We start from the raw sequence: 24414 nt of genomic DNA, 5'->3' as shown, positions 1-24414 counted from the left end.
TTATTCTTTCTTCTTAAATTTTGGTCTCCACTCACTGGTAATTACACCGAGCACAACCAACACGCCACCTAAAATTGAGAGCATAGCTAAACGCTCACCTGCTAATCTCCCAATCAAAGCCGCCCAAACAGGTTCGCCAGAATAAATAATGGCAGCCTGTGAAGGATCAACCACGCGTTGAGCCCAGTTCATGACTAACTGAATGATTGCACTTGCAAGTCCTAATCCTCCAATAATCGCAACGAAGATCCAGTTAAACTCAGGGAGTTGTGTTTCACCCACCAATGGTGCCATTAGAAAACAAATTAACGATGCAAAAATGAGTTGTAATATCGTCACTCGGCGTAAATTGACTCGAGGTGCAAAGTAACTAATGAGAATAATTTCAAGCGCAATCGCAATTGATCCTATCAAGGTAATGATCTGACCAAATTCAAGCCGAATAGCACCAAACCCATTGCCTGTTAAGAAAACTAAACCTACAAAGGCGAGTCCTGCCCCTATCCATGTCATGACATGTGGCCTTTTTTTAAAGAGCAACCACAATAAGATGGGAACCAACGGCACATAAAGTGCTGTCAAAAAGGCAGACTCGCTACTGGTGATGGTCTGTAAGCCAATGGTTTGCGTTCCATAGCCAATTGCAATCACTGTTCCAATGCAAAATCCTGCCCAAATATCTTTGGCACTAAAATATTTACAATATTGAAGTGAGATCAGACCAACAGCCAGCGCAGCTGCTGCAAATCGAAAGGCAACGAAAAGCACTGGTGTGCTGAAGTTCAGTCCATATTTGACTGTTATGAAACTGGCACCCCAAATCATCGTAATTGCAATAAGGGCAAGTTGTGGTGTTTTGGTTTTGAGGGTAGGAGATAAATTCAACATATTTTTTAAGTAAGAAAAAAGAGGTCCTAAGACCTCTTTAGAAACATGCGCTATTAGAGCGCTTGTTCATCAAGTAATAATTGAGCTTCACGAAGATTTAAAGTGCCTTCATAAATTGCACGACCAGTAATCGCACCTAAAATACCAGGCTGACCTTTTAAGTTGCGAACGTCGTCAAGATTGGTCACACCGCCTGAAGCGATCACAGGTAAACCTGAATAAGTCGCAAGATTAACTGTTTGTTCGATATTCACACCTTGCATCATGCCATCACGTGCAATATCTGTATACACGATACTAGATACACCAGCATCTGCAAAGCGTTTAGCTAAATCAGTTGCTTTTACGTCAGTTACATTTGCCCAGCCATCAGTTGCGACCATGCCATTGATTGCATCAATACCGACAATGATGTGGCCTGCGAATTTTCTACAAGCTTCCTCAACAAACTCAGGTTCTTTGACTGCTTTTGTACCAATAATGACGAATGATACACCTGCATCTAAGTAGTGTTCGATAGTTTCAAGAGAACGGATGCCACCACCAATTTGAATTGGCAGTTCAGGTTGTGCTTTTGCAATCGCTTCCACAACAGGTTTGTGAATAGGTGTACCAGCGAAAGCACCATTTAGATCAACTAAATGTAAACGGCGAGCACCAGCGTCTACCCAATGTTGTGCTGTTGCCACAGGATCATCAGAGAAAACGGTATCGTCTTCCATACGACCTTGTTTTAAACGGACACATTTACCATCTTTAAGGTCAATTGCAGGGATAATCAGCATGCTTTCGCTCCTTGCCAGTATTCTGGAGTTTATTCGCAGCAATCTTAGCAAAGAAACATCAAATGAGCGAAGTAACAATGAAAAAAAACCGTCAGAACAATGTTGACGGTTTTTAATACGAACTTTGAATTAAATGTATGGTGTTGTATCTAAGTTAGAGATTAGATCAAAGCTAGTTGGTGTGATACTGGTTGGGATTGCACCTAAAGCATTTGTGATCTCTCCCGTGAATCCTACAAGATCACCCACGACAGGAATCGATGACAGAGCATCTGTTACAGGTGCTAAATCATCCAGTAAATTATCCAATGTTCCTGAGACGTCTCCTAATGTTCCTGTGACACTGCCTAAAGGATCATCAATGAGACCAGTCACGAGATCAAGAGGTTTGGTACTTGCGACATAATCTCCCGTTTCACTCACGAATCCCAAAAGATTTGAAGAAGTTTCTCCGACAACATCTACGACAGCACCTAAACCTGGCACTTGGCTTAGCAGGTCGGTCACGGGATCGGCTAAACCAGCGACTTCACCTACAACATTTGAAACATCTTTGATGGTTTGGCCTACAGTTGCAGTAGTGCCATTCAATGCAGTATTAATGCCCCCTAATAGATCTCCCTTCGAAAAATCATCAGCGATAGCGTGTAAGCCTCCGCTTAAATTTCCTAGTAAATTATTTTCAAGATTGAGTACCGATTCCACTGTATCTCCGATCAGTGGCAATTCTGTTAACTTATCCGTTAATGGTTTGGTCAGCGTCCCTACTGTGTCAACAACGGTATCTACAACTGTCGTTACGGTTTCTAGAATAAAACCAACTGCTTTCGTAATTCCCTGTAAAGCAAGGCTTAGAACGCCACTGATTTTTCCAGTAAAAAGTTTAAACATGTGCAGATTGCTCCAAAATATATGTGGTTAGTGTTGGATCTTTGTTGTTTCAGCAAGTTCATAATTAACAAAGAAAAAAATTTCAGACAAATCGAAAAAAAACAATATAAGTGGAATAATTTTGAAGATATGCCGTAAAAACAGCAACTTAATACAACACAAGGGTAATGTTTAAAAATGTTAACAAAATCAATTATTTATTGTGGTTTAATTTGGTGCTTGATAGAATAAATGTACACTTATAATGCATGAATATTATCGAGTAGCATGGTGTAAATACCTAAAATGCCAACTTGTTCGATTCGTTGATTGATTTTGTGAATTTTGTGAATTTTTTTAATGATTAAAATTGGTGCTCATTGTCTTTACATAAGTTAACAATTAATCATTGGGTCAATTTATTTTTCTTTTTAATTCAAACTGAGTAATGAGAAAAATTAGATCACACTTTTATTTGTGAATTATCTATATTGAAAATAATTTCAATTTCATCTGATTTGTTTGGCAATATTAGACTCAACTGCATAGGCTTAATGTTAAATTGAAACTGCAGACAGTGAATAAGATTTGGACAGAAGCGATGGCAGTTCAAGAAGATGATTTATTTAGCGAAGGTGCTAAAAAACTTAGAAAATTGATCAAAGAGAAAAACATTAAACCGACTGATGTGGTGAATGCATTGGGAGTCTCTAAGGAAACGCTGTCGAAATGGGTGCAAGAGTCAACTCCTGCCAATGCTCAACATCTAGTTGAATTAGCGAAAGTACTGAGTGCTGCAGAACGATGGGTTTCAGACGCTAAAGATGGTAAAAAATCAGAAAGTTTTAAACAGTATCCTTTGAAGGATGAGTTGGCTTTAAAAGATGCAACGCCAGAACAATTAATTTCAGAACTTAAAAGTCGTTATGCTGCGCTGAATCTAAAAGCAGAAATTAAAGTAACTGTTGAGCCAATTGAAGGTGGCTTTGTCGTAAAAGATATTTAGAGTAAAGTCTGAAAAAAAGCTCACTGAAAACAGTGAGCCTTATTATGGCTTTAAATTTTCCACTCTACAAAATTTTTCAACAACTGTAAGCCAGCTGTATGACTTTTTTCTGGATGGAACTGCGTAGCAAACAAATTATCTTTATGGATTGCGGTGCAGAATTCCAAACCGTAGTTACATGTCGCAGCAATGATCTCAGATTGTTTCGGTTCAACATAGAAACTATGTACGAAATAGAAACGAGCATCTTGATCAATGTTGTTCCACATTGGATGGCTTGGATCTGCTTGGTGTACCTGATTCCAACCCATATGGGGAACTTTTAAACCTTCAATATCTGGAAAGCGTTTAACAGCACCATCAAAAATGCCTAATGCATCTGCACCACCATTTTCTTCAGAGTGTTGCAGCAGAGCTTGCATGCCGACACAAATCGCAAGGACAGGCTTGTTGAAAACGGCATTGCGTACAACCTCGTCAATGCCAGCCTCGTGCATACCTTGCATGCAATCACGCATTGCACCAACGCCTGGGAACACAATTTTATCTGCTTGAGCAATCAGCTTAGGATCATTGGTCACATCAACGGTTGCACCAACATGCTCAAGTGCTTTTGCTGCTGAGTGAAGATTTCCCATGCCATAATCAAGAAGGGCAATACGGGTCATTACAAAGTACCTTTGGTTGAAGCTACAGTATTTTCTGCACGTGGATCTACTTCACAAGCCATACGAAGTGCTCGTGCAAATGCTTTAAATACACTTTCAATTTGGTGATGGCTATTTTTACCTTTCAAATTGTCTATGTGGAGTGTCATTAATGCGTGATTCACAAAGCCTTGGAAAAACTCAGAGAATAGGTCGACATCAAAAGTACCAATGCGCGCGCGCGTAAATGGAATGTCCATCCATAAGCCAGGGCGGCCTGATAGGTCAACAACGACACGACTCAAGGACTCATCAAGTGGTGCATAGAAGTGACCATAGCGACGTAAACCTTTTTTGTCACCTAAAGCCTGTGCAAATGCCTGACCAAGGGTAATACCACAGTCTTCTACTGTATGGTGATCATCAATTTCTAAATCGCCGTCGCAATGAATATCGATATCAAATAAACCATGACGCTTGATTTGGTCGATCATATGGTCTAAAAATGGAACACCTGTATTGAGGGTGCCTTGACCAGTACCATCAAGATTCACGCGAACACGAATTTTGGTTTCGTTTGTGTTTCTTACCACTTCACTGATACGTTGCGTCATAGACACGTTCCTCAAAAACGTTAAAAATGATGAATGTAGATTTTCGATGTCACGAAAGTGACAGCATATTAGATTGCTCAGGAGGGTTAATCAATGCCTATAACCGTACATGCAATAACTTCGCTTGATAATGTTGAAGTTCGTGAACAGCTTGAGCGCTTATATGACACCAGTCCAGAATTTAGTGACGGACAAGATGCCATTGAACAACTTGAGCAAAACTTAGCTCAGTATACCTTACTTTACACGGCAGAATTTAATACAAAGATCATTGGGGCCATTTGGTCAACTGGACAAGGTGAAAGTCGAACGCTTGAAAATATCGTAGTTCATCCGGCTAACCGTGGACGTGGTGTCGCAGAGCGCTTAGTGAGTGAAGCATGTCGAATGGAAGAAGAGAAAGGCGTTAATCATTTTGAGCCTGGATGTGGTGCAATACATCGTTGTTTAAGTAGTTTGGAAAAAATTTAAAACTATTGTTCGATTTTAAATATTAAAAGTCAGTCAATACTGGCTTTTTTTATTGGATTTGTATGTATTTACATCGAATAATCTAAATGTTGTTTTAAAAACATCCATTTGTTTAAATATCCCAAAAACTTGCTTGACTATATCGAGATGAAACTGTTTAATACGCGACATCGGCGTGATAGCTCAGTTGGTAGAGCAACGGATTGAAAATCCGTGTGTCCCCAGTTCGATCCTGGGTCTCGCCACCATATTCTTTTAAGAATTTGTATTTTCAATCTCTGATCCCATCAGAGATTTTTTTTGGGTAAAATTTACTCGAACAAATAAAAAATGCATGATTTTTATTGACTATTGAGCTCAGTTACGGCTTAATACACCCCATCGGCGTGATAGCTCAGTTGGTAGAGCAACGGATTGAAAATCCGTGTGTCCCCAGTTCGATCCTGGGTCTCGCCACCATATTCGAAAAATCCTCAACAATGTTGAGGATTTTTTTTGCTTATAAAATAATACAAAATGAATCGAAGTCATTCATCATCCATTTTTTTTGATGTGCTAAGGTTGATTTCTCGATCAAATTCAGAATAAAAAATGAAAGACCTATTTTCTGATCAAAGTGAGCTTTATCAACAAGCTCGTCCAAGTTATCCACAAAGTGTGATTGACGAAATCTTCAAATATGTTCAGAACTATGAAATGGCTTGGGATTGCGGGGCAGGTTCAGGACAATTCACCCGCTTATTGGCTCCGCATTTTAATCAAGTCATTGCAACGGATATAAGCGCAGCACAACTTCAGCAAGCCCCAGCAATAGATAATGTAATTTACCGAATTGATAATGCTGAACATAGCAATTTTAAAGCACAATGTTTTGACCTGATTACAGTTGCCCAAGCCATTCATTGGTTTGACTTCGAGTTATTTTTTCAAGAGGTCTATCGAACACTGAAGCCCCAGGGTGTCTTTGCAGTGATTGGATATGGGCTTATTGAAGTGGAGAATGAGGAGCTTCAAAGCTGTATTGAAAAGCTATATCACCAAGTATTGAAAACATATTGGGAGAGTGAGCGTCACTATATTGATCTGAAATATCAAACGATTCCATTTCCTTTTGAAGAAATCCCGACCTGTGAGCAGCACATGCATTGTAAATGGCGGATTGATCAATTGATTGATTATTTAAATACATGGTCAGCTTTAAAGAAATATCTTAAACAAAATACGCAAGCCAATAATCAGGCGACACAAATCTTAAATCAGATGAGCCAATATGCCTTAACTTTGAATAATGATACCGGTCATAAATTTAATATTCGATTCCCAATATTTTTACGGATCGGTAAATTGATAAATGCTCCTGTTTTATAAAATTTCTTAATGATCGTGAATGAGTCTTTTAGCAAGGCATACAACTTCTTTTTCGTCATATCCCAATTGTTCATAAAAGTTTTGAATATCAATAAATTCTTTTTGCACTAAAAGCTGAACTTCTGGACAACCAAGTGCAATCAATCTTTTTTCCAAATGTTGAATCAACGCTGTAGCAACACCATTCCGTTGATGATTGGGATGTACCGCGAGGTAATTGATCCACCCGCGATGACCGTCGTAACCACCCATTAATGTTGCGATAATGAACTGATCTTTCACAGCCACCAAGAATAAGTCATCTTTTTGTGCAGCCTTCCTAAAAATATCAATTTCCGGATTATTCCATGGTCGTGTTAGATCACATCTTTCCCAGAGTTGAATGATGTCTTCTAAGTCAGTCTCAATATAAGGACGAATGATAAACATGATGCGCTCAAATGGTGGTTAATTTTAATACAGAGATTAGCCTACTCTGATGAAATTGATAACTCATAATCATCTTATGTGTCTATTTTCTGCTTTACATTTATGCAGTCTTTTTTAGATAGCAAGATAAATATCAATAAAAAAGATTTGTCTGTGACGTGAGTCTAACAACTCTTGTTAAGTAAATGATATTTAAGATAAATGGTAGTTGTGTTTGGCTGAAATGTTTTTAAAGATGGCTTTTATTACGTTCAGTGAGAGCGATGGGGAATGAGACAATTTAAGCAAGTTTTGTGGGGAATCTGTGCTTGGGGTCTTTCGAGTTTGAGTTGGGCGGCACATCCTAACAATGGGCATTTTAAATTACTGCCAGATGATCAGTTAAGTTTGGTCAATGCTTTAGGTATTGAGGAATCTCAAATTCGTGAAATTACATCTTTTAAATCTCAGGATTTAAACCATTTAGAAAATTTCGTGAGTGATAAAAAAAGGATTCATTATACAAAGGATGAAGAGCAACCTTTTAAAGCGCTTATGGACTTAACATCTATGAACTCTTTACAATTCAATGGACAGGTTTTGGAGCAGCGGTTTGATCTTCAAAATCGGCAGATTTACATTAAATTTGGCCCAATTCGTGTTGACCGAATGGAGATGCAGTTAAATATGGATGGAGTTTACCAATTAGGTCATATTTTAAATCCACCACAAGCACTTCTTTCGTCAGCTAAATTTTGACTCCATTGATATTTATTTGATGTCCCATAAAAAAAGAACCTCTATTACGGAGATTCTTTTGGGATTAAAGCCTGTGCACACCTTCTGTGTTTTTCTTGCCTAATTTTTAAAGTAACGCATAAAAAAGAATCCCCAAAGATGGGGATTCTTTTTAGATTAAAGCCTACGCGGACTTCGTCCTTATCTTACGTAAAAAGAAAAGCAGTGCTTTCTTTTTTTACTCAGGCTTTAGGCCTTCAGCTTTTTCTAAAGTTTCATCATTGTTGAAGAACTTTTCACGTTGTTCTTCAAGAAATTTTTTTGCATCAGCTTCAAAGACATTTAAACGTTTTTCATTGATTAAAGTAGTTTGATGCTTTAACCATTCGCCCCATGCTTGCTTAGAAACACTATCAAATAGTTCCTGACCTTTAGGACCAGGGAATGGTGCAAAATCCAAACCTTCCATTTCTTTTTGATACTTACGGCAAAATACTTGGCGAGACATATCAATACTCCAAAAATATAATCAGAAATTAAGCGTAAAGAGCTTCTAAACGCGCATGAGCACGCTCAATTGCTGCTTCAACTTGAGCAGGTGCTGTTCCACCGATGTGGTTACGTGCATTGACAGAAGCTTCTAAAGTTAATGCTTTTTCAAAGACGTCAGCTTGAATTAAATCAGAGAATTGTTGAAGTTGTTCAAGCGTAAGTTCTGATAAATCCTTACCTTCTTGTACGCCAAGCGCAACTGCTTTACCGACGATTTCATGTGCATCGCGGAATGCAACACCATTTTTCACTAAGTAATCAGCAAGGTCGGTTGCTGTTGAGAAACCACGCAGCGCAGCTTCGCGCATTTCAGGAATATTTGGAACAAGCGCAGGAATCATGTCTGCGAAAGCCATTAAAGAGCCACGAACCGTATCAATAGCATCAAATAATGGTTCTTTATCTTCTTGGTTGTCTTTGTTATATGCCAAAGGTTGACCTTTCATGAGGGTTAGTAGACTCATTAAGTCACCATATACACGGCCTGTTTTACCACGAACAAGTTCAGGTACATCAGGATTTTTCTTCTGAGGCATGATTGAAGAGCCTGTGCAGAAGCGGTCAGGAATATTCACAAACTTGAATTGTGCAGATGTCCAAAGAATTAATTCTTCAGACATACGAGATAAGTGCATCATGATGAGTGATGCCGCAGCATTAAACTCAATACCAAAATCACGATCAGATACAGCATCTAATGAGTTTTCTGCAACTGCTTCAAACCCTAAAAGTTCTGCTGTATAAGCACGATCGATTGGATAAGTGGTACCTGCAAGCGCAGCAGAACCTAAAGGCATACGATTCACGCGTTTACGGCAGTCAATCAAACGTTCTGAGTCACGTACCAGCATTTCAAACCATGCCATTAAATGATGTCCAAACGTCACAGGCTGTGCAGTTTGAAGATGTGTAAAGCCAGGCATAATTGTATTTGTATTTTTAGCAGCCAAACCTAGAATGCCTTTTTGCAGTTTGTGTAATAACCCTAGGATGGCATCAATTTCATCACGTACATACAAACGAATATCCGTTGCTACTTGGTCATTACGGCTACGACCTGTATGTAATTTCTTCCCTGTAATCCCAATACGTTGTGTTAATCGAGATTCAATGTTCATGTGAACATCTTCTAAATCAATACGCCATTCGAAGTTGCCAGCTTCAATGTCCGCTTTAATTGCGGTTAAGCCTGCGATGATGTCATCACGCTCTTGTTCAGTGAGTACACCGACTTTTGCCAACATCGTTGCATGTGCGATTGAACCTGCAATATCTTGTTTATAAAAGCGTTGGTCAAATTGGACAGATGCTGTAAATTCAGCGACAAAGGCATCAGTTGCTTCGGAAAAACGACCGCCCCACATACCTGAAGTTTGGGCTTGTGACGGATTAGAGGAATTAGAAGATGTGGTCATGTCGGCTCAGTAAAAGAAAAAGCAGTAATTTTGCATCCAGTATAACAAATTCAAATCAAGATGCCGAAGTCTTGCCTATGGATAATTCTTCAAAAGATAAACAAGAATTTATTGATGCGAATTTCTTTGTACGTATTGGGCAATGGCAATATTTTGCAGAGTTATTTATTGCCAGTATTTTTTTGGCGTTATTGCTGTGCCTAGCAGAGTCACAGTCTTGGTCAAATTTACAGACATCACAAGTGATCAAGTATGTGCTTTATATCAATTGGGTGGTATTGGTCTTTATTGCCGTAATTGATTTATTTAGGGAGTTTTGGCAAAAACTAACCACTTTGCAGTCTGCGATTTATACATTTGTACTATTAGAACTCATCATCCTCTTCACTACTTGTAGTTTGAATTTTCTGTTTTTTTGGGGAAGTAACTTTTCTTTACAAAAATTTTCATGGTTACTTTTATTTGATCATGTGATTTTACACATGAGCTATGGCGTATTGTTGATCACTTTTTGTTTACGATATATCTATGTTCGGGGTGAGTGGTTAAAGCAGCAACAAGGTGAATTGAATGCTCGAATTCAAGCCATGCAAGCAAGAATACATCCACACTTTCTTTTTAATAGTTTAAATAGTGTGGTGAGTCTGATTGGGAGTGATCCAGATAAAGCAGAGCAAATGCTCATCGATCTTTCAAGGTTGTTTAGAGCAAGTTTTCAAGAGCTGAAAATTGTCACATTAAAAGAAGAAATCCAATTGTGTGAACATTATTTGGCGGTTGAAAAGCTAAGGTTGGGTTCGAGATTAAATGTGGAATGGAATATCTTGCAACCAGAGCAGTTGGGCCAAGCAAGTATTCCTTTTTTAACTTTACAGCCTTTAATTGAGAATAGTATCTTTCATGGGGTGGAGAAAAAGTTAATTGATGCAAAGATTGTCATATTGGTTGAAATATTACAAAATCAAGTCACTATAGTCATTACTAACCCTTATATAGCCGATAAAATGGCCAATAGGGAGGGGAATGGTATTGCGATAGAAAACGTGAAACAGCGTTTGAAAGCACACTATGGGTATACGGTACAGTTTAGGAGTCATGCAGGTAATGGAATTTACACGACTGTAGTCCAGTACCAATATAAATAAAATCAAGTTAATACATTAAAATAAGTAACGTTAACTTGAGCAAGGAGGAACAATGGACATCCTAATTTGTGATGATGAGCCACTCGCGGTTGAGCGCTTATCTCGCTTGGTCACTCAATTGGGGCATCAAGTTGTTGCAACTGCGCACCATGGAAAAGAAGCTTTGACCTTAGTGCAACAATATGAGCCTGATGTAATTTTACTTGACATCCAAATGCCTGAAATGGATGGTTTGACATGTGCTCAGCATCTTTCACAGCTAAACCCAATGCCCGCTATTGTTTTTTGCACGGCCTATGATGAGCATGCTTTGACTGCGATTCAGGCACAAGCGAAAGGCTATTTATTAAAACCGATTATCAAATCAGAATTAGAAAATACACTCAATAATTTAACTAAACTTACTCAAGCTCAAATGTCGAATATAGAGCAAAAAGAAAATATGGAAGAAAAACATCAACGTCAGCAAATCGCTGCGAAAACGTATCGTGGTCTTGAACTCATTCCTATCGAAAATGTTTACTATTTTCTAGCTGATCAGAAATACGTAACAGTACGACACAAAAACGGCAGTGTGTTGATTGATGAGACTTTAAAAGATCTAGAGCGTGAGTTTTCAAATAAATTTATACGAATTCATCGAAATGCGCTGATTGCATTGGATTATTTGGATGGATTGGAGTTGGTTGCTTCAGGCCAGTATCAAGTTCGTTGTCGTGAACTTGAAGAGAAATTGGCGGTCAGTCGCCGTCACTTACCTTTGCTTAGAGAAAGAATGCAAAATATTTAGTTGCCTAAAATTATAGTGATTGCCGAACAATTTACTTGCAATTTTGGGACAGCAGGGTAAGTTTAGGATGTCTAAAGTTTGGCAGCATTAAAATGATCAAAACCTTAAAAATTGCAACTCGTCAAAGTCCATTGGCTTTATGGCAAGCGGAGCATATTCGTGAGCGACTTGAGACCCTACATGCTGGCCTAAAAGTTGAGTTGGTGACGTTTGTGACCCAAGGTGATAAAATTTTAGACACTCCTTTAGCCAAGATTGGTGGAAAAGGTTTATTTGTTAAAGAGCTTGAGGCTGCATTACTTGATGGTCGTGCAGATCTTGCTGTCCATTCAATGAAAGATGTGCCGATGGCGCTCCCAGAAGGATTAAGTCTTGCCGTGATTTGTGAGCGAGAAGATCCTTTAGATGCTTTTGTTTCGAATAATTATAGCAAGTTTGAAGATTTGCCCCATGGTGCCAAAGTGGGAACTTCAAGTTTGCGTCGTAAATGTCAAATTTTAAAGGCCCGTCCAGATCTTGAGATTATAGATTTACGTGGAAATGTAGGCACAAGACTATCTAAGCTTGATGCTGGGCTTTACGATGCCATCATTTTGGCAAGCGCAGGCTTGAAACGTTTAGGTTTAGCAGAGCGTATTCGACACACGCTGGATGCACAGACGAGTTTACCCGCAGTTGGTCAAGGTGCATTAGGTCTTGAATGCCGAGGTGATGATGCACGCGTATTAGAGTTGATTCGACCTTTATTACATGCAGAAACAGATGCGTGTGTTCGTGCAGAACGTGCATTTAATACTTATCTAGAAGGTGGATGTCAGGTACCGATTGCGGGATATGCGACTTTAAATGATCAACAGATTCAATTAGAGGGGCGCGTAGGCAGTGTGGATGGTCAAACATTATTGGTTGCTAAAGTAGAAGGTCCAGTTGAACAAGCTGAAACGTTGGGTGTTTCACTTGCAAAAGCTTTGATTGACCAAGGTGCTGCTGATTTATTAAGAGCACTGTATAAATAAAACAATGAAATGAAGTTTATCAATACTCGACCTGCAGATCGTGCTAAGCCTCTCAATGAGGCACTGGTACGTGCAGGATATGAGCCTATCGAGTTATCTGTACTAGAGTTGGCTGCTGTTCATTGGAGTGATGAACTTGATCAGCTCTTTCAGCAATTAATTTCAGCACAAGTGATTGTGGTCGTCAGTCCAACAGCCGTTGAAGTTGGCATGCAGTTTCTCGAAAAATCGGGACTTAAATTGACCGATTTAAATCATATCAAATGGATTGCAGTTGGCCGGAAAACAGCTGAAGCTCTAAGTCGATATGGTGTTAAAAGTTTAGTTCCAGATGTTGAAACATCTGAAGGAATGTTAAGTCTTTCGGTTTTAACACAAAATGCTGATCTCAAACGTATTGCGTTTTGGCGGGGAGAAGGTGGCCGTCAGTTCATGATGCAGCAGTGTCGTACTGCTAAAATTGAAGTACTTAATTTTGTTTTATACTCCCGCTACTGCCCAAGTGATGCTCAAGATAAATTTAAACATCTACTTGAAGCATTCAATGCAAATCCACAACCTTATGCTGTATTGATTAGTAGTGAAGCCAGTTGGAAAAATTGGCTGAGTTTATGCAAAAATTATCCTGTATTTATGCAACACGGTCATTACTTGGTTTTAGCGGATCGGTTATATCAGATCGTGTGTATGTATCAACAGACCTCGAATACTAAATTTCAAATCACTCAAATTGCGGACTTAATGCCAGATACGATTTTGTCGCAGCTTGAAAGTGAACATAGGCACTCATGAAGAAAATTTTATATCTATTCATTTTAGGCTTAATCATTTGGTTGATTAAACTCAGCTATGATCATTTTTCATTACAAGAAAAAGTTGAGTTGCTACAACAAACTCAACATAAATCAGAGCAATTAGTGGCAAGTTTGAATGATCAGTTGGTAGCAATTCAGCGCTCAAATCAGCAGGTTTCGTCTCAATCCAATCCACCTCAGCAAAACAATAATCAACAAGAAATTCAATCTGAAATCAATCCAATCAAACTCTTAAGTCAAAAATTAGAGCTAATTCAATTTGCCTTAGATCAACATGAGTTTGTATATGCACTTGAGCAACTCAATCAACTGGATCAACTGGTTGAGCGCTTGGCTTTGGCAGATACATTGCAGGTTTCAATGCATCGAGCTGTTGAGCATGATCAAAAAATGATTCAACAATATGTTGTGGCAAAAAATATTCAAATTGCTCAGTTAGGTGACTTGCTTGAAAATATTGATGCAAATTTGAAAAATGAACAACAAGTACAGCAACTCACGAGTGATAACTCTTCGCAATCCTCATGGTTTGAGCGTGTATTCAAAGTTGAACGCGTTGATGAACAGATGCCGGTATTACTTAATCGAAGATTAGTTTTAAAAGAAGTTCAATTGAGAGTGTTATTTGCTCAAAGAGCACTACAACAAGGACAATACATTGATTATCAAAATGCACTGACCTCAATTATCGATGAACTGGATCAACTGCCTGATGCTGTGGCAATCAAAATAAAAAATAAAGCGAAACATCTCAAACAAGCACAACTTTTACCTGTCCCTAAATTGAACAGTAAAGCAATTTTAGAGGGCTAATCATGAAACATATTTTTATAGTTTATGCATTAGTTGGTTTAATGATATTAGCCGTGTTAAGTGTGCTGAGTTATCAAGAAGGGCCAGGTTATATTTACATACTTTGGCACGGTATTCAGATTCAAACGAACCTCTGGTTTGTTTCATTTTTTCTTCTATTCGTTGCTTTATCTCTTCATCTTTTATGGTTTTGGGTTGGAAAGATGAGATCAAGAGAGCAGCGTAAAATTCAACAAGTTACAGACTTTTCAAGGTTACATACGTATGAAAAATTAGGTGTTTTGTGGGTTTTGGAGGCCAACACAAAACAGCGAGAATATTTACAACCTGTGTTTGAGAACTCAGGATTACTCAAAGAGGTTATTCAGTCTCGTATATGGTTGAAGCAAGATCGTATTGATGATGCGTTGAGTGTTTTACAACAAAGTCCTGCAGATGCTTTTGAATTGGCTGAACTCCAGCGTATTGAAATTTATTTAGCTCAAGAGCTTCCAGATCAGGCTTTAACCCATTTAGAGTTTTTACATGGTCATATGCTGTCACCTTGGTTAAAAGATCTTGAAGATGCTTATCAGCATAAGTTGAATCATCTATGGGGTAGATTTGCGATTCAATATCCATGGCATTATTTAAAAGCCACGCAATATGGTCATTTAGATTTGGAACATAAAAAGAAATGGCTTTTAAAGCTACTCAATGATTTTGACAACGTTTCAAATACAGATTTAGAGCTTATTCAAATTCGGTATGCTCAAATGAGTGATCAAATTGTGTCGTCTTCATATGGTATTAAATCGTTATGGTTAAAACTTATTTCTCGCATTCCTGAGATGGCTTTTGATGAAACTCAACTTTCTTTGTCTTTATTAGAAGAACGGTTCGATCAGGATATTTTTTATTTATGGTTTCAACAACAATTGTTAAAACAAAATCCTGATTATGAAATGCTTGAAAACCAGATTGATCATTTTGAAATGAAATATCCTGGATTACCGATTTTGAGTTTTTCTAAATGGCATATTTATACTGCGACTCATCGTGAACAGGATGCTGAGGCATTATTGCAATTATATCCTGATCACCCTTTAATGAACTATTTAAGAATTAAATCTGTATTAAAAGGCGATGCTGTATTAACTCAGCAATTGAACAGTGTCTTTGAGACCCATAATAAATTTATTCAATTTAAGTTATGAGAATGATGAATGAAACAAATGAATGAGTACAAAGTCATTACCCATCAAAAAGTCGCTTGGGGTGATATGGATGCTTTTGGACATGTCAATAATGTGATTTATTATCGCTATATTGAAACTGCTCGAATAGAGTATTTGAATCAATTAGAAATCTTAGCGTTAGATATTAATACTGTTGTGGCTTCAAATAGTTGTAAATATCTTAAACCAGTGTTTTATCCTGATTATTTACGCATTGGAACTAAAGTGGTTGAATTGCGTAACTCTGCCTTCAGGATGGAATATACAGTTTGGAGTGAGCAACAGAATGAAATTGTGGCAATTGCTGAGGCCGTTATAGTTTGTGTGGATAAAAATACAATGCAAAAGGTTTTGATTCCAGAGCATATTAGAGAAAAAATAATAGAAATAGACTCGGTTAATTAATGTGTTAAATTATTTGTTTTATTTATGTATATTAAATAACATGATGGATTGATTAAAATAATTTATAACAATAAGATGGCGCTTTATAAATCTAATAATGATATTGAATTTTTTGGAGTAAATGTTATGCCTGATATTAGTAATTTATCTGTTGAAGAGTTAAGAAAGTTAACTGCTGAAGCCCAAGCTTTGATCGAGTCTAAGAAAGATCAGGAAATTGAAGATGCTTATCATCAGATTACTCAAATTGCTGAATCAGTGGGTATGTCTTTAGAGCAATTCATTGAATATGGTGCACAAAAGCGTAAGAAAAGCACGCGTAAATCTGTAGAGCCTCGTTATCGTAATAAAAATAATACTGCGGAGACTTGGACAGGGCGTGGAAAGAAGCCACGTTGGTTGGTTGCAGAGCTTGAAAAAGGTGCCAAATTAGAAGATTTCCTTATCTAATTTCACTGATTTGTCATGTAATGACACTAATATTAAAAAAACCAAGCAAATCTGCTTGGTTTTTTTATAAGTGAATTGGAGAAGTGTAAAATTTATGCATAATACCAAGATAGAAAATTTTCAAACATTTTGCGGTTAATTAGACTTAGATGTTGGTATACATGGAATGATAAAAAAATCAAAAAAAATGGTGTGGTTAAGCGTCGCTATCTTCGCTTTTTTATTATTTGTTTTTTTACAAGTTCCAGCATCGTGGCTCATTGCTAAATTTTATAAAAATAATCAAATTTTAAAAAATGTCAGTGGCAATATCTGGCAAGGTCAAGCAGATTGGCAAAAAGGAAATCTTGCAGGTTCTGTCATCTGGCAAACACGTCCTCTCGATCTGATTTTATTAAGAGCTGGTGCTAACTTAGAAATACATAGTGGTCAGACGCAACTCAACGGTGTGGTGGGTTATGGGCTTGGAAAAAAAATAATTATCAAAAATATGAATGGAAATATTGCCCCTGAAACACTCAAAACATTTGTGGATTGGCAATGGCCTCAGAATAGTATTCAGTTGAAGGATGTAGCATTTCAATTCAAACAAAACGATGGTTTTGCAAAAACCGCCGGAGAGATGCAATGGGGTGGTGGTACGCTAACTTATACCTTTGCCCAGAAACAAGAACGAATGAATATGCCATCTTTAAAAGGGCAATTTTCAGACGAAGCTGGAAAACTGCTCATTGATGTACAAGATCAGCGCGGGCAAAAAATGGCCAACCTTAGTTTAGATCCTGCATTAATGTTGGATGCACAGGTGACCCAAAGATTATTAATGAATGTGCCTTCATATGATGGTAAAGCTGGTTTGGATACCTTTGTTGTCAGTACGAGACAGCCACTGCTGAGTGGAGGCTTCTAATGAAGGGATTCCAAGATAAGTTTTCACAAATTTCATTTAAAGATTTAGATCGAATTGCTCCGCTTACTTTATTTATTCTGATTTTAATCTTAATGTGGAAGCTCGCTTCATTATTTTGGTTGGTGGTTGCACCACCGCAAGTCATGCAAGTTGAGCGAGTCGCATTAGGTTCGCAGCAACCTCCTGTTCCGAATATATCGAGTTTCTCTTTGTTTCAAGAAACAGGTGCGCAAGTAAGTGCTGCTGATGCTAATTTAGCGCTTACGTTGCAAGGGGTTGTGGTTTCGACGCCGAGTAGTCAATCTTCAGCGGTGATTAAAGTTCGAGAGGTTGCTGATCGTTATACCATTGGACAAACTTTGGAAGGAAGTTCTTATCAGCTTTCAGAAGTATATTGGGATCATGTGGTATTGAAAAAGCCGAGTGGTGCGACGACTGAGTTGAGATTTACCGGAATAGAAAATCTTAATCAGCCGCTGGTACCTGATGCACAGCAGAATTCTGCTAACGCAACTTCGAATTCAGGTCAAACGACTACTCAAAATGCCATTGGTCAGGCAATCAATCAAATTCAAGAAAATCGTGAACAATACTTAAGTAATATGGGTGTCAACACTGACAGTGGTCAAGGTTATGAAGTCACGGATCGAACGCCTGCATTTTTGAGAAGCAAACTGGGATTAAGACCTGGTGATCGCGTTTTATCCTTGAATGGGCAGTCAGTCGGTCAAGGACAAAGCGATGCACAACTGCTAGAACAGGCTAAACGTGAAGGTAAAGTTCGCATTGAAGTAAAACGAGGTGATCAAGTGATGACCTTCCAACAAGAATTTTAAAATGTGTAAATTTGCATAAAGTATTAGGAAATATAACAAGTTATGGATTTTTTAAATCGAAATCGGTCACTTTGGGCGATGGTCGCAGTAGCACCAGTATTGGCTGTCGCAAGTACCGCTGCGCAAGCGCAAACTTGGAAAATTAACCTGCGTGATGCAGATTTAACTGCATTTATTAATGAAGTGGCAGATATCACGGGAAAAAACTTCGCAGTTGATCCGCGGGTTCGGGGTAATGTGACGGTCATTTCAAATAAGGCTTTAAACAAAGCTGAAGTCTATGATTTGTTCTTGGGTGTGTTAAACGTTAATGGCGTTGTTGCTGTACCTGCGGGTAACACTATCCGCTTAGTCCCTGACAATAATGTAAAAAATTCAGGTGTGCCTTTTGATGCCTCTCGGAACGCACGAGGTGATCAAGTGGTCACTCGTGTCATTTGGCTGGAAAATACTAACCCCAATGATCTAATACCCGCGTTAAGACCACTCATGCCGCAATTTGCGCATTTGGCGGCGGTACAAGGTACAAATGCGCTTATAGTCTCAGATCGTGCGAATAATATTGCACAGCTTGAAACGATTATTCGTAATTTAGATGGAACGGGACAAAACGATATTGAGGCTATTAGCTTGCAGTCTAGCCAAGCTGAAGAGCTGATAGTTTTGTTGGATTCAATGTCTTCTACGGGGGGTGCCAAAGACATTTCAGGTTCTCGAGTACGTATTATCGCAGATGCACGTACTAATAGGATTTTGATCAAGGGTGATCCAAGTACTCGTAAACGCATTCGTCAAATGATCGAAATGCTTGATGTTCCTTCAGCTGATCGCTTAGGCGGTCTAAAAGTATTTAAGCTTAAGTATGCAAGCGCAAAAAATTTGGCTGAAATTTTACAAGGTTTAGTATCTGGTCAGGCGGTGAATAGTACCAGTAATTCAAATAGTTCAAGCTCCAATTCAAGTGCTAGTAACTCATTAATTAATAATACCTCGAGTAATACGTCTTCAAATGGGAGTGTGAATACCCCAGCGATTAATTTGAATAGTGGTTCAAATCAAAATCAACAAGATATTACAAGTTTTAATAGTAATGGCGTGAGTATTATTGCTGATGGTGCACAAAATGCATTAGTGGTAAAAGCAGATCCTCAACTCATGCGTGAAATTGAATCTGCTATTCATCAACTTGACGTGCGTCGTCAACAAATTCTCATTGAGGCTGCTATTGTTGAAGTTGAAGGAAATGACGTAGATCAATTGGGTGTTCAGTGGGCACTAGGTGACATCAGTAGTGGTATTGGTGTAATCAATTTTGATAAAGCGGGTGTGGGGCTGAGTCAATTGGCTTCTGGATTCCTTGGTAATGTAGCTACGGGTGCTGGTTTGATTGGAGCTGGTGCTTCATTGGCCTTAGGTGAATATAAAGAAGGTGCGAATGGATCGCGTAAACTGTATGGAGCACTGATACAGGCATTAAAGACCAATACTAAGTCGAACTTACTGTCTACACCATCGATTGTCACCACGGATAACGAGGAAGCTTATATCGTTGTGGGTGAGAATGTCCCATTCCAGACAGGATCTGTGACAACGACAGGTGGAACAGCAAACCCTTATACTTCAATTGAGCGTAAAGATGTTGGTGTAACATTAAAGGTCATTCCGCAAATTGGTGAAGGTGGAACAGTTCGTCTTGCTGTAGAACAAGAAGTATCCTCGGTGAAGCCAGATAGTGGTGAGGCGAAAGACTTGGTGACCACTAAGCGTGCCATAAAAACCTCGATTTTGGCTGAAAATGGTCAAACAATTGTACTGGGTGGTCTGATTTCAGATGATACTAAGTTAACGCGTCAAGGCGTCCCAGGTTTAAGCTCGATTCCTGGTTTGGGTAGACTGTTTAGAGCAGATGCAAAGAATAATGTGAAACGAAACCTACTCGTTTTTATTCATCCAACAATCGTAGGAGATACGGCTGATATTCGTAGATTGTCACAGCAACGCTATGACCGTTTATACAGTTTGCAGTTAGCGCTAGATGGTGATGGAACATTTAAGAAGCTACCGGATAATGTTGATGATATCTTCCAACAGCGGTTGCCTGTATCAAGTACTCCTCAACCCGTTAAGCCTATCGTAGTGCCATCAACGCCTCAAGCAGTAGAGTCACAGGTACAGCGTTATACTGCTCCGACAGCACAGTCTAAGCCAGTAGGGCGTGTGATTGAACGTCCAAATGTCATCGTGACTCAGGATCCTGTGGTGAAATCAACGCGAGTGCTGCCAAAGCCTGTGATTTACAATCAAGTTGCCACAACAAATACAAACAATGCCCAAGTCGTGGTGGAAACCCCTGTCGCGATTGAGCCAAAACAAGATGTGCAAAGAACACAAAATACGGTCACAACCACGACATTGAGACCATCTCGATAACATGCGTTCAATGTGAATCTCGAAAACAGCCATGTTAAAATGTCAAAACTTGAATAATGGATCGAAACTATGACTTGGAAATTACAAACAATTACTGGCGAATTTGCGGGTAAAGAAGTTGATATCGATCGAGACATGTTGGTGGGTCGTCATCAAGATGCAGATATTTTGATTCAGTCTGCAGATGTATCACGTCGTCATGCTGCTTTGTTTCTAAAAGAGCAGGTGCTCACTGTTCAAGACTTAGGTTCGTCAAATGGCACGTTTATTAACGATACAAAAGTTGCTGAAGGCGAAACTATTGTTAAAGATGGCGATATTCTGCAATTTGCTAGCCATAAATTTTCAGTTTTAGCACCTGCGCAATCTGCACAAACATTACAAGATGTTCAGCAGCCTAGCGAAGCAATCGCAACAGCTGAAATTTCTTCAAAGGTTGCAGTAGAGAAGACAGCAGCAGCTAAAATGCTTGAGCAGGGTATGCCTGATCTGAAAGAGCGAGATAGCTCAGTTCAGCTTACTCGAGATGGTATGCCTCAAAATGTAGGAATTCCTAAACCAGCCCCAATTCCTGAAGGAGTTGATGTTAATACAACTGTCAATAAGCATGAAGCGTGTGAGGTAAATATTCCTGCAGCTTGTACGGAAAAAGAGTTGGAAACTCAAAAAAATGCCAATATTGGCTTAATGGCATTATTGGTGTTAGTGATTGTGGCACTGGTTGCCTGGTTTATTTTCAACTAAGTTGCATGTGATTTTTTAAGGCATGCTTTCGCATGCCTTTTTTGTTAGGTTTAAAATAATGAATATTGCGAATTTGGAACAGCGTGACTTAATTCTTTTTGATCTGGATGGAACTTTGGTTGATTCGGCATTTGATCTATATCGTGCCATGAATATGAGTTTGAATGTATTAGAACTGCCTTTGGTCACAGAATCTCAAGTTCGAAATTGGATTGGCAAAGGGACTTCATTGTTCTGTCAGAGTGTTTTAATGCATCTGACTGGGCGTGTAGAGCCTTCTGAGCATCAACAATTATTGGATACTTTTTTAGAAATTTATAATGCCGAACCGTGCGTGGATACGCGTCCATTTCACGGCATTATCGAATTTTTAGAGTGGGGTCGAGCTCATCAAAAAAAAATGGTGTGTGTCACGAATAAGCCGGAATTACCCGCTAGAAAAATATTGGCTGAATTAAAGATGGATCACTATTTTGTGGATACGGTGGGTGGAGATCGTTTTGAGGTGAGAAAACCAGATCCTAAACCTTTGTTGCATTGTGTTGAGGCCTTTGGAACTGATCTGGACAATACCTTGATGATTGGTGACTCATCGAATGATGTAGAGGCAGCGCGCCGTGCGGGTATTGATTGTATTGTCGTAAGCTATGGTTATAATCATGGCGAAGATATTCAGCTATGTAAGCCGCAACAAGTAGTTGATGATTTAACTGTGTTGATTTCTAAGTAAGTTGTAATAAATAAAGAAGGGTAGAGGAATGAATAGTTTTAATGTTTTTCGATGGCGTCTCTCAGCGCAGACTTTATAGAACATTCAATATGCATCGAAAACTACAGAGAATTCCTCATGACAACATCAACTCAATTTCAACAGCTTCAATCGCAAGGTTTTAACCTAATTCCAGTTTATCGCCAACGCTTAGCTGATACTGACACTCCATTGTCAGTATTTGCACGTTTAAAACAACATCAACAAGCCTATTTATTTGAGTCTGTAGAAGGTGGTGAAAACTGGGCGCGTTACTCGATTATTGGTCTGGGCGAGTCAACGGTATTCTCTTGCAATGAAGGACAGTTAACAATTCAGAAAGCTGATGGCCAAGTCGAATCGTTTGAGTGTCAAGATCCTTTCCAGTATATCCGTGACTTTCAATCGCAGTTCAAAGTGCCATCAAAAGCAGAACTCCCAGATTTGCCCAACTTTACAGGGGGCTTGGTGGGCTATTTGGGTTATGACGCGGTACGCTATATTGAACCGCGCTTAAATAACGTTCCTGATGCTGATCCTGTTGGATTGCCAGATTTATGGCTCATGTTGTCTAAAACAGTTGTAGTTTTTGATAATTTAAAAGACACGCTATTTATTATCGTACATGCGGATACACAGGATGCGGATGCTTTTAATAAAGCACAAAGCCAGCTGGATGAAATTGAATCATTACTTGCCACACCGGTGAGCTTGCAGGCAAAGCCTCACACGGCCCCTCATTTTGAATCATTAACAGGTAAAGAAAAATTCTTAGAATCGATTGAAACTGTTAAAGAATACATTCGTGCAGGTGATGTGATGCAGGTGGTTCCTGGTCATCGCATGGTATCGGACTTTGATGGTGATCCTTTACAAGTATATCGTGCATTACGTCATCTTAATCCTTCACCATATCTGTTTTTAGTACAAGGAAAGACGCTTAGTGATGAAAAGCCATTTTATATTGTGGGCTCATCACCTGAAATTTTATCGCGTTTAGAAAATGGAGTGGCGACTGTGCGCCCATTAGCGGGCACACGACCACGAGGTAAAACCAAAGAAGAAGATTTAGCGCTGGAAAAAGATTTACTTTCCGATGAGAAAGAAATCGCAGAGCACTTAATGTTGATTGATTTGGGTCGCAATGATATTGGGCGTGTATCAAAAATCGGTAAAGTGCAAGTCACTGATCAAATGGTGATCGAACGTTATTCACATGTCATGCATATTGTTTCTAATGTGCAAGGGGAAGTTGAGGAAGGCGTAGATGCTTTGGATGTTTTTAAAGCAACATTCCCTGCAGGAACACTTTCTGGGGCACCAAAAATTCGTGCTATGGAAATTATTGACGAAGTTGAGCCAGTAAAACGTGGAATTTTTGGCGGTGCTGTTGGTTATTTAGGCTGGCATGGTGAAATGGACATGTCTATCGCGATTAGAACCTGTGTTATTCGCGAAAATAAGGTTTATGTACAGGCTGGTGCGGGTCTTGTTGCAGACTCAAATCCTGATTCTGAGTGGAATGAAACCCAAATAAAAGCTCGCGCAGTGATCAAAGCGGTTGAATTATCATCAAACGGATTGATTTTGTGAGTTTTTAGGGTTTTTTTTGAAAAAAACACTTGCACGGATTTCAAGTTTTGCTAAACTGCACACCGTTCCGATACGAAACGTACGAAACACTAAGAAACGCCGGCATAGCTCAGTTGGTAGAGCAACTGACTTGTAATCAGTAGGTCCACAGTTCGAATCCGTGTGCCGGCACCATCTTAGAGAGTTTAAGTAGTCGAGTAAAGAACAACACTGAAGTAAGTGTAAATGGTGAGATTCCCGAGCGGTCAAAGGGAGCAGACTGTAACTCTGCCGCGTAAGCTTCGAAGGTTCGAATCCTTCTCTCACCACCAATTTTAAAACTTCGATCTAGTGTCTTACCAATATGCGGGAGTAGCTCAGTTGGTAGAGCGGCAGCCTTCCAAGCTGCATGTCGCGAGTTCGACCCTCGTCTCCCGCTCCATCGAAGTATTAAATGCTCTTATAGCTCAGTGGTAGAGCACTCCCTTGGTAAGGGAGAGGTCTCGAGTTCAAATCTCGATAAGAGCTCCAGATATACAGTTTAGTAGAAATTTCTACAAAGTTTTAAAGAAAGCAGGCTTATTAGTCTGCTTTTCAAGTATTTAAAGTGTCATTTTTTTTGGCGACAGGTCGATACTGAACAATCTTAGAATTGTGTTCGACGTAAACGAGGAAGATCTCATGGCTAAGGCTAAGTTTGAACGTAATAAGCCACACGTTAACGTGGGCACAATCGGTCACGTTGACCATGGTAAAACAAC

Annotated in this window: 26 protein-coding genes and 6 tRNA genes; 24 read left to right on the top strand and 8 right to left on the bottom strand. The window is 39.0% G+C overall.

Annotated elements, in window-relative coordinates:
• The 3 genes from AC1M89_RS05565 to AC1M89_RS05555 form a co-directional block, all read right to left on the bottom strand.
• Positions 1–888: a DMT family transporter gene (locus tag AC1M89_RS05565; RefSeq protein WP_481591884.1), complete on the bottom strand. Its 888-nt coding sequence runs from the start codon at positions 886–888 to the stop codon at positions 1–3.
• 53 nt (positions 889–941) lie between these two features.
• Positions 942–1673, bottom strand: a complete 732-nt coding sequence (hisA, locus tag AC1M89_RS05560; RefSeq protein ID WP_035267561.1) for a 1-(5-phosphoribosyl)-5-[(5-phosphoribosylamino)methylideneamino]imidazole-4-carboxamide isomerase — start codon at positions 1671–1673, stop codon at positions 942–944.
• 129 nt (positions 1674–1802) lie between these two features.
• Positions 1803–2564, bottom strand: coding sequence for a hypothetical protein (locus AC1M89_RS05555; protein WP_179999052.1), 762 nt, complete (start codon positions 2562–2564; stop codon positions 1803–1805).
• A 580-nt stretch (positions 2565–3144) separates the two neighbouring features.
• Between AC1M89_RS05555 and AC1M89_RS05550 the strand changes: the two genes are divergently transcribed.
• A complete protein-coding gene (locus AC1M89_RS05550) occupies positions 3145–3549 on the top strand; it encodes a helix-turn-helix domain-containing protein (protein ID WP_035267606.1) in 405 nt (134 codons plus the stop codon).
• Positions 3550–3599: 50 nt separating this feature from the next.
• On the opposite strand, the gene hisH is transcribed toward AC1M89_RS05550, so the two are convergent.
• Both hisH and hisB read right to left on the bottom strand, forming a co-directional pair.
• Positions 3600–4217 carry an imidazole glycerol phosphate synthase subunit HisH gene (gene hisH / locus AC1M89_RS05545; protein ID WP_035267559.1) on the bottom strand — a complete coding sequence of 206 codons (618 nt, stop codon included), beginning with the start codon at positions 4215–4217 and terminating at the stop codon, positions 3600–3602.
• The gene (gene hisB / locus AC1M89_RS05540; protein WP_035267557.1) at positions 4217–4810 is read right to left on the bottom strand and encodes an imidazoleglycerol-phosphate dehydratase HisB; all 594 of its coding nucleotides are present in this window, start codon (positions 4808–4810) and stop codon (positions 4217–4219) included. Before hisB ends, hisH begins: the two co-directional genes overlap by 1 nt.
• Before the next feature lie 93 nt (positions 4811–4903).
• On the opposite strand from hisB, the gene AC1M89_RS05535 reads away from it, so the two are divergent.
• From AC1M89_RS05535 to AC1M89_RS05520, 4 genes are all read left to right on the top strand, one after another.
• On the top strand, positions 4904–5281 hold the full coding sequence (locus AC1M89_RS05535; protein WP_035267556.1) for a GNAT family N-acetyltransferase: 378 nt from the start codon (positions 4904–4906) through the stop codon (positions 5279–5281).
• Between the two features lie 172 nt (positions 5282–5453).
• A tRNA-Phe gene (locus tag AC1M89_RS05530) sits at positions 5454–5529 on the top strand.
• A gap of 135 nt (positions 5530–5664) precedes the next feature.
• Positions 5665–5740 (top strand) — tRNA-Phe (locus AC1M89_RS05525).
• Positions 5741–5872: 132 nt separating this feature from the next.
• Positions 5873–6649: a class I SAM-dependent methyltransferase gene (locus tag AC1M89_RS05520; protein WP_481586833.1), complete on the top strand. Its 777-nt coding sequence runs from the start codon at positions 5873–5875 to the stop codon at positions 6647–6649.
• Positions 6650–6655: 6 nt separating this feature from the next.
• Here the strand turns inward: AC1M89_RS05520 and AC1M89_RS05515 are convergent, their stop codons facing one another.
• Entirely contained in the window at positions 6656–7078 is a 423-nt protein-coding gene (locus tag AC1M89_RS05515) for a GNAT family acetyltransferase (protein WP_179999046.1), read from the bottom strand.
• A gap of 270 nt (positions 7079–7348) precedes the next feature.
• Between AC1M89_RS05515 and AC1M89_RS05510 the strand changes: the two genes are divergently transcribed.
• A complete protein-coding gene (locus AC1M89_RS05510; protein ID WP_481591885.1) occupies positions 7349–7816 on the top strand; it encodes a hypothetical protein in 468 nt (155 codons plus the stop codon).
• A 217-nt stretch (positions 7817–8033) separates the two neighbouring features.
• On the opposite strand, the gene AC1M89_RS05505 is transcribed toward AC1M89_RS05510, so the two are convergent.
• Together AC1M89_RS05505 and argH are read right to left on the bottom strand one after the other, a co-directional pair.
• Positions 8034–8303 (bottom strand): oxidative damage protection protein, encoded by a 270-nt coding sequence (locus tag AC1M89_RS05505; RefSeq protein WP_035267550.1) that lies wholly within the window; start codon positions 8301–8303, stop codon positions 8034–8036.
• Positions 8304–8331: 28 nt separating this feature from the next.
• Positions 8332–9762, bottom strand: a complete 1431-nt coding sequence (gene argH / locus AC1M89_RS05500; RefSeq protein WP_051586571.1) for an argininosuccinate lyase — start codon at positions 9760–9762, stop codon at positions 8332–8334.
• On the opposite strand from argH, the gene AC1M89_RS05495 reads away from it, so the two are divergent.
• The 18 genes from AC1M89_RS05495 (at position 9753) to AC1M89_RS05410 (ending at position 24184) form a co-directional block, all read left to right on the top strand.
• Positions 9753–10907: a sensor histidine kinase gene (locus AC1M89_RS05495; RefSeq protein WP_035267548.1), complete on the top strand. Its 1155-nt coding sequence runs from the start codon at positions 9753–9755 to the stop codon at positions 10905–10907. The two genes, argH and AC1M89_RS05495, sit on opposite strands and share 10 nt — an antisense overlap.
• Before the next feature lie 52 nt (positions 10908–10959).
• The gene (locus tag AC1M89_RS05490) at positions 10960–11697 is read left to right on the top strand and encodes a LytR/AlgR family response regulator transcription factor (protein ID WP_092766460.1); all 738 of its coding nucleotides are present in this window, start codon (positions 10960–10962) and stop codon (positions 11695–11697) included.
• A 95-nt stretch (positions 11698–11792) separates the two neighbouring features.
• Positions 11793–12713, top strand: a complete 921-nt coding sequence (hemC, locus tag AC1M89_RS05485) for a hydroxymethylbilane synthase (protein ID WP_481591893.1) — start codon at positions 11793–11795, stop codon at positions 12711–12713.
• A 9-nt stretch (positions 12714–12722) separates the two neighbouring features.
• Entirely contained in the window at positions 12723–13505 is a 783-nt protein-coding gene (locus tag AC1M89_RS05480; RefSeq protein WP_481591886.1) for a uroporphyrinogen-III synthase, read from the top strand.
• Positions 13502–14341: a hypothetical protein gene (locus AC1M89_RS05475; protein ID WP_035267542.1), complete on the top strand. Its 840-nt coding sequence runs from the start codon at positions 13502–13504 to the stop codon at positions 14339–14341. Before AC1M89_RS05480 ends, AC1M89_RS05475 begins: the two co-directional genes overlap by 4 nt.
• Before the next feature lie 2 nt (positions 14342–14343).
• Complete coding sequence (locus AC1M89_RS05470) at positions 14344–15537, top strand: heme biosynthesis protein HemY (RefSeq protein ID WP_481590122.1); 1194 nt, start codon at positions 14344–14346, stop codon at positions 15535–15537.
• A gap of 9 nt (positions 15538–15546) precedes the next feature.
• Positions 15547–15963, top strand: a complete 417-nt coding sequence (locus AC1M89_RS05465; RefSeq protein WP_035267539.1) for an acyl-CoA thioesterase — start codon at positions 15547–15549, stop codon at positions 15961–15963.
• Positions 15964–16089: 126 nt separating this feature from the next.
• On the top strand, positions 16090–16413 hold the full coding sequence (locus AC1M89_RS05460) for an H-NS histone family protein (RefSeq protein WP_035267603.1): 324 nt from the start codon (positions 16090–16092) through the stop codon (positions 16411–16413).
• 166 nt (positions 16414–16579) lie between these two features.
• Positions 16580–17323 (top strand): type II secretion system protein N, encoded by a 744-nt coding sequence (gspN, locus tag AC1M89_RS05455; RefSeq protein WP_092766456.1) that lies wholly within the window; start codon positions 16580–16582, stop codon positions 17321–17323.
• Positions 17323–18159, top strand: coding sequence for a type II secretion system protein N (locus AC1M89_RS05450; protein ID WP_481591887.1), 837 nt, complete (start codon positions 17323–17325; stop codon positions 18157–18159). Before gspN ends, AC1M89_RS05450 begins: the two co-directional genes overlap by 1 nt.
• Positions 18160–18201: 42 nt before the next feature.
• A complete protein-coding gene (gspD, locus tag AC1M89_RS05445; RefSeq protein WP_481614025.1) occupies positions 18202–20589 on the top strand; it encodes a type II secretion system secretin GspD in 2388 nt (795 codons plus the stop codon).
• Between the two features lie 69 nt (positions 20590–20658).
• Positions 20659–21333 carry an FHA domain-containing protein gene (locus AC1M89_RS05440; RefSeq protein WP_481591889.1) on the top strand — a complete coding sequence of 225 codons (675 nt, stop codon included), beginning with the start codon at positions 20659–20661 and terminating at the stop codon, positions 21331–21333.
• A 58-nt stretch (positions 21334–21391) separates the two neighbouring features.
• Positions 21392–22063, top strand: a complete 672-nt coding sequence (locus AC1M89_RS05435; protein ID WP_035270445.1) for an HAD-IA family hydrolase — start codon at positions 21392–21394, stop codon at positions 22061–22063.
• Between the two features lie 117 nt (positions 22064–22180).
• Complete coding sequence (gene trpE, locus AC1M89_RS05430; protein ID WP_481591890.1) at positions 22181–23674, top strand: anthranilate synthase component I; 1494 nt, start codon at positions 22181–22183, stop codon at positions 23672–23674.
• Positions 23675–23772: 98 nt separating this feature from the next.
• Positions 23773–23848 (top strand) — tRNA-Thr (locus tag AC1M89_RS05425).
• Between the two features lie 53 nt (positions 23849–23901).
• A tRNA-Tyr gene (locus AC1M89_RS05420) sits at positions 23902–23985 on the top strand.
• 34 nt (positions 23986–24019) lie between these two features.
• A tRNA-Gly gene (locus AC1M89_RS05415) sits at positions 24020–24095 on the top strand.
• 14 nt (positions 24096–24109) lie between these two features.
• A tRNA-Thr gene (locus AC1M89_RS05410) sits at positions 24110–24184 on the top strand.
• Positions 24185–24414: the final 230 nt, after the last annotated feature.

It is taken from the genome of Acinetobacter sp. ANC_7635 (assembly GCF_056779945.1).
This window is presented reverse-complemented; position numbering and strand designations above follow the sequence as displayed.

What these genes read in the sequence shown, in the direction of transcription:
- AC1M89_RS05435 (WP_035270445.1), top strand. Translation starts at nt 21,392, where the DNA reads ATGAATATTGCGAATTTGGAACAGCGTGACTTAATTCTTTTTGATCTG.
- AC1M89_RS05465 (WP_035267539.1), top strand. Translation starts at nt 15,547, where the DNA reads ATGAAACAAATGAATGAGTACAAAGTCATTACCCATCAAAAAGTCGCT.
- trpE (WP_481591890.1), top strand. Translation starts at nt 22,181, where the DNA reads ATGACAACATCAACTCAATTTCAACAGCTTCAATCGCAAGGTTTTAAC.
- AC1M89_RS05535 (WP_035267556.1), top strand. Translation starts at nt 4,904, where the DNA reads ATGCCTATAACCGTACATGCAATAACTTCGCTTGATAATGTTGAAGTT.
- AC1M89_RS05450 (WP_481591887.1), top strand. Translation starts at nt 17,323, where the DNA reads ATGAAGGGATTCCAAGATAAGTTTTCACAAATTTCATTTAAAGATTTA.
- AC1M89_RS05555 (WP_179999052.1), bottom strand. Translation starts at nt 2,564, where the DNA reads ATGTTTAAACTTTTTACTGGAAAAATCAGTGGCGTTCTAAGCCTTGCT.
- gspN (WP_092766456.1), top strand. Translation starts at nt 16,580, where the DNA reads ATGATAAAAAAATCAAAAAAAATGGTGTGGTTAAGCGTCGCTATCTTC.
- AC1M89_RS05520 (WP_481586833.1), top strand. Translation starts at nt 5,873, where the DNA reads ATGAAAGACCTATTTTCTGATCAAAGTGAGCTTTATCAACAAGCTCGT.
- AC1M89_RS05495 (WP_035267548.1), top strand. Translation starts at nt 9,753, where the DNA reads ATGTGGTCATGTCGGCTCAGTAAAAGAAAAAGCAGTAATTTTGCATCC.
- AC1M89_RS05490 (WP_092766460.1), top strand. Translation starts at nt 10,960, where the DNA reads ATGGACATCCTAATTTGTGATGATGAGCCACTCGCGGTTGAGCGCTTA.
- gspD (WP_481614025.1), top strand. Translation starts at nt 18,202, where the DNA reads ATGGATTTTTTAAATCGAAATCGGTCACTTTGGGCGATGGTCGCAGTA.
- argH (WP_051586571.1), bottom strand. Translation starts at nt 9,762, where the DNA reads ATGACCACATCTTCTAATTCCTCTAATCCGTCACAAGCCCAAACTTCA.
- hisB (WP_035267557.1), bottom strand. Translation starts at nt 4,810, where the DNA reads ATGACGCAACGTATCAGTGAAGTGGTAAGAAACACAAACGAAACCAAA.
- hisA (WP_035267561.1), bottom strand. Translation starts at nt 1,673, where the DNA reads ATGCTGATTATCCCTGCAATTGACCTTAAAGATGGTAAATGTGTCCGT.
- AC1M89_RS05550 (WP_035267606.1), top strand. Translation starts at nt 3,145, where the DNA reads ATGGCAGTTCAAGAAGATGATTTATTTAGCGAAGGTGCTAAAAAACTT.
- AC1M89_RS05475 (WP_035267542.1), top strand. Translation starts at nt 13,502, where the DNA reads ATGAAGAAAATTTTATATCTATTCATTTTAGGCTTAATCATTTGGTTG.
- AC1M89_RS05440 (WP_481591889.1), top strand. Translation starts at nt 20,659, where the DNA reads ATGACTTGGAAATTACAAACAATTACTGGCGAATTTGCGGGTAAAGAA.
- AC1M89_RS05480 (WP_481591886.1), top strand. Translation starts at nt 12,723, where the DNA reads ATGAAGTTTATCAATACTCGACCTGCAGATCGTGCTAAGCCTCTCAAT.
- AC1M89_RS05515 (WP_179999046.1), bottom strand. Translation starts at nt 7,078, where the DNA reads ATGTTTATCATTCGTCCTTATATTGAGACTGACTTAGAAGACATCATT.
- AC1M89_RS05460 (WP_035267603.1), top strand. Translation starts at nt 16,090, where the DNA reads ATGCCTGATATTAGTAATTTATCTGTTGAAGAGTTAAGAAAGTTAACT.
- AC1M89_RS05565 (WP_481591884.1), bottom strand. Translation starts at nt 888, where the DNA reads ATGTTGAATTTATCTCCTACCCTCAAAACCAAAACACCACAACTTGCC.
- hisH (WP_035267559.1), bottom strand. Translation starts at nt 4,217, where the DNA reads ATGACCCGTATTGCCCTTCTTGATTATGGCATGGGAAATCTTCACTCA.
- AC1M89_RS05470 (WP_481590122.1), top strand. Translation starts at nt 14,344, where the DNA reads ATGAAACATATTTTTATAGTTTATGCATTAGTTGGTTTAATGATATTA.
- AC1M89_RS05510 (WP_481591885.1), top strand. Translation starts at nt 7,349, where the DNA reads ATGAGACAATTTAAGCAAGTTTTGTGGGGAATCTGTGCTTGGGGTCTT.
- AC1M89_RS05505 (WP_035267550.1), bottom strand. Translation starts at nt 8,303, where the DNA reads ATGTCTCGCCAAGTATTTTGCCGTAAGTATCAAAAAGAAATGGAAGGT.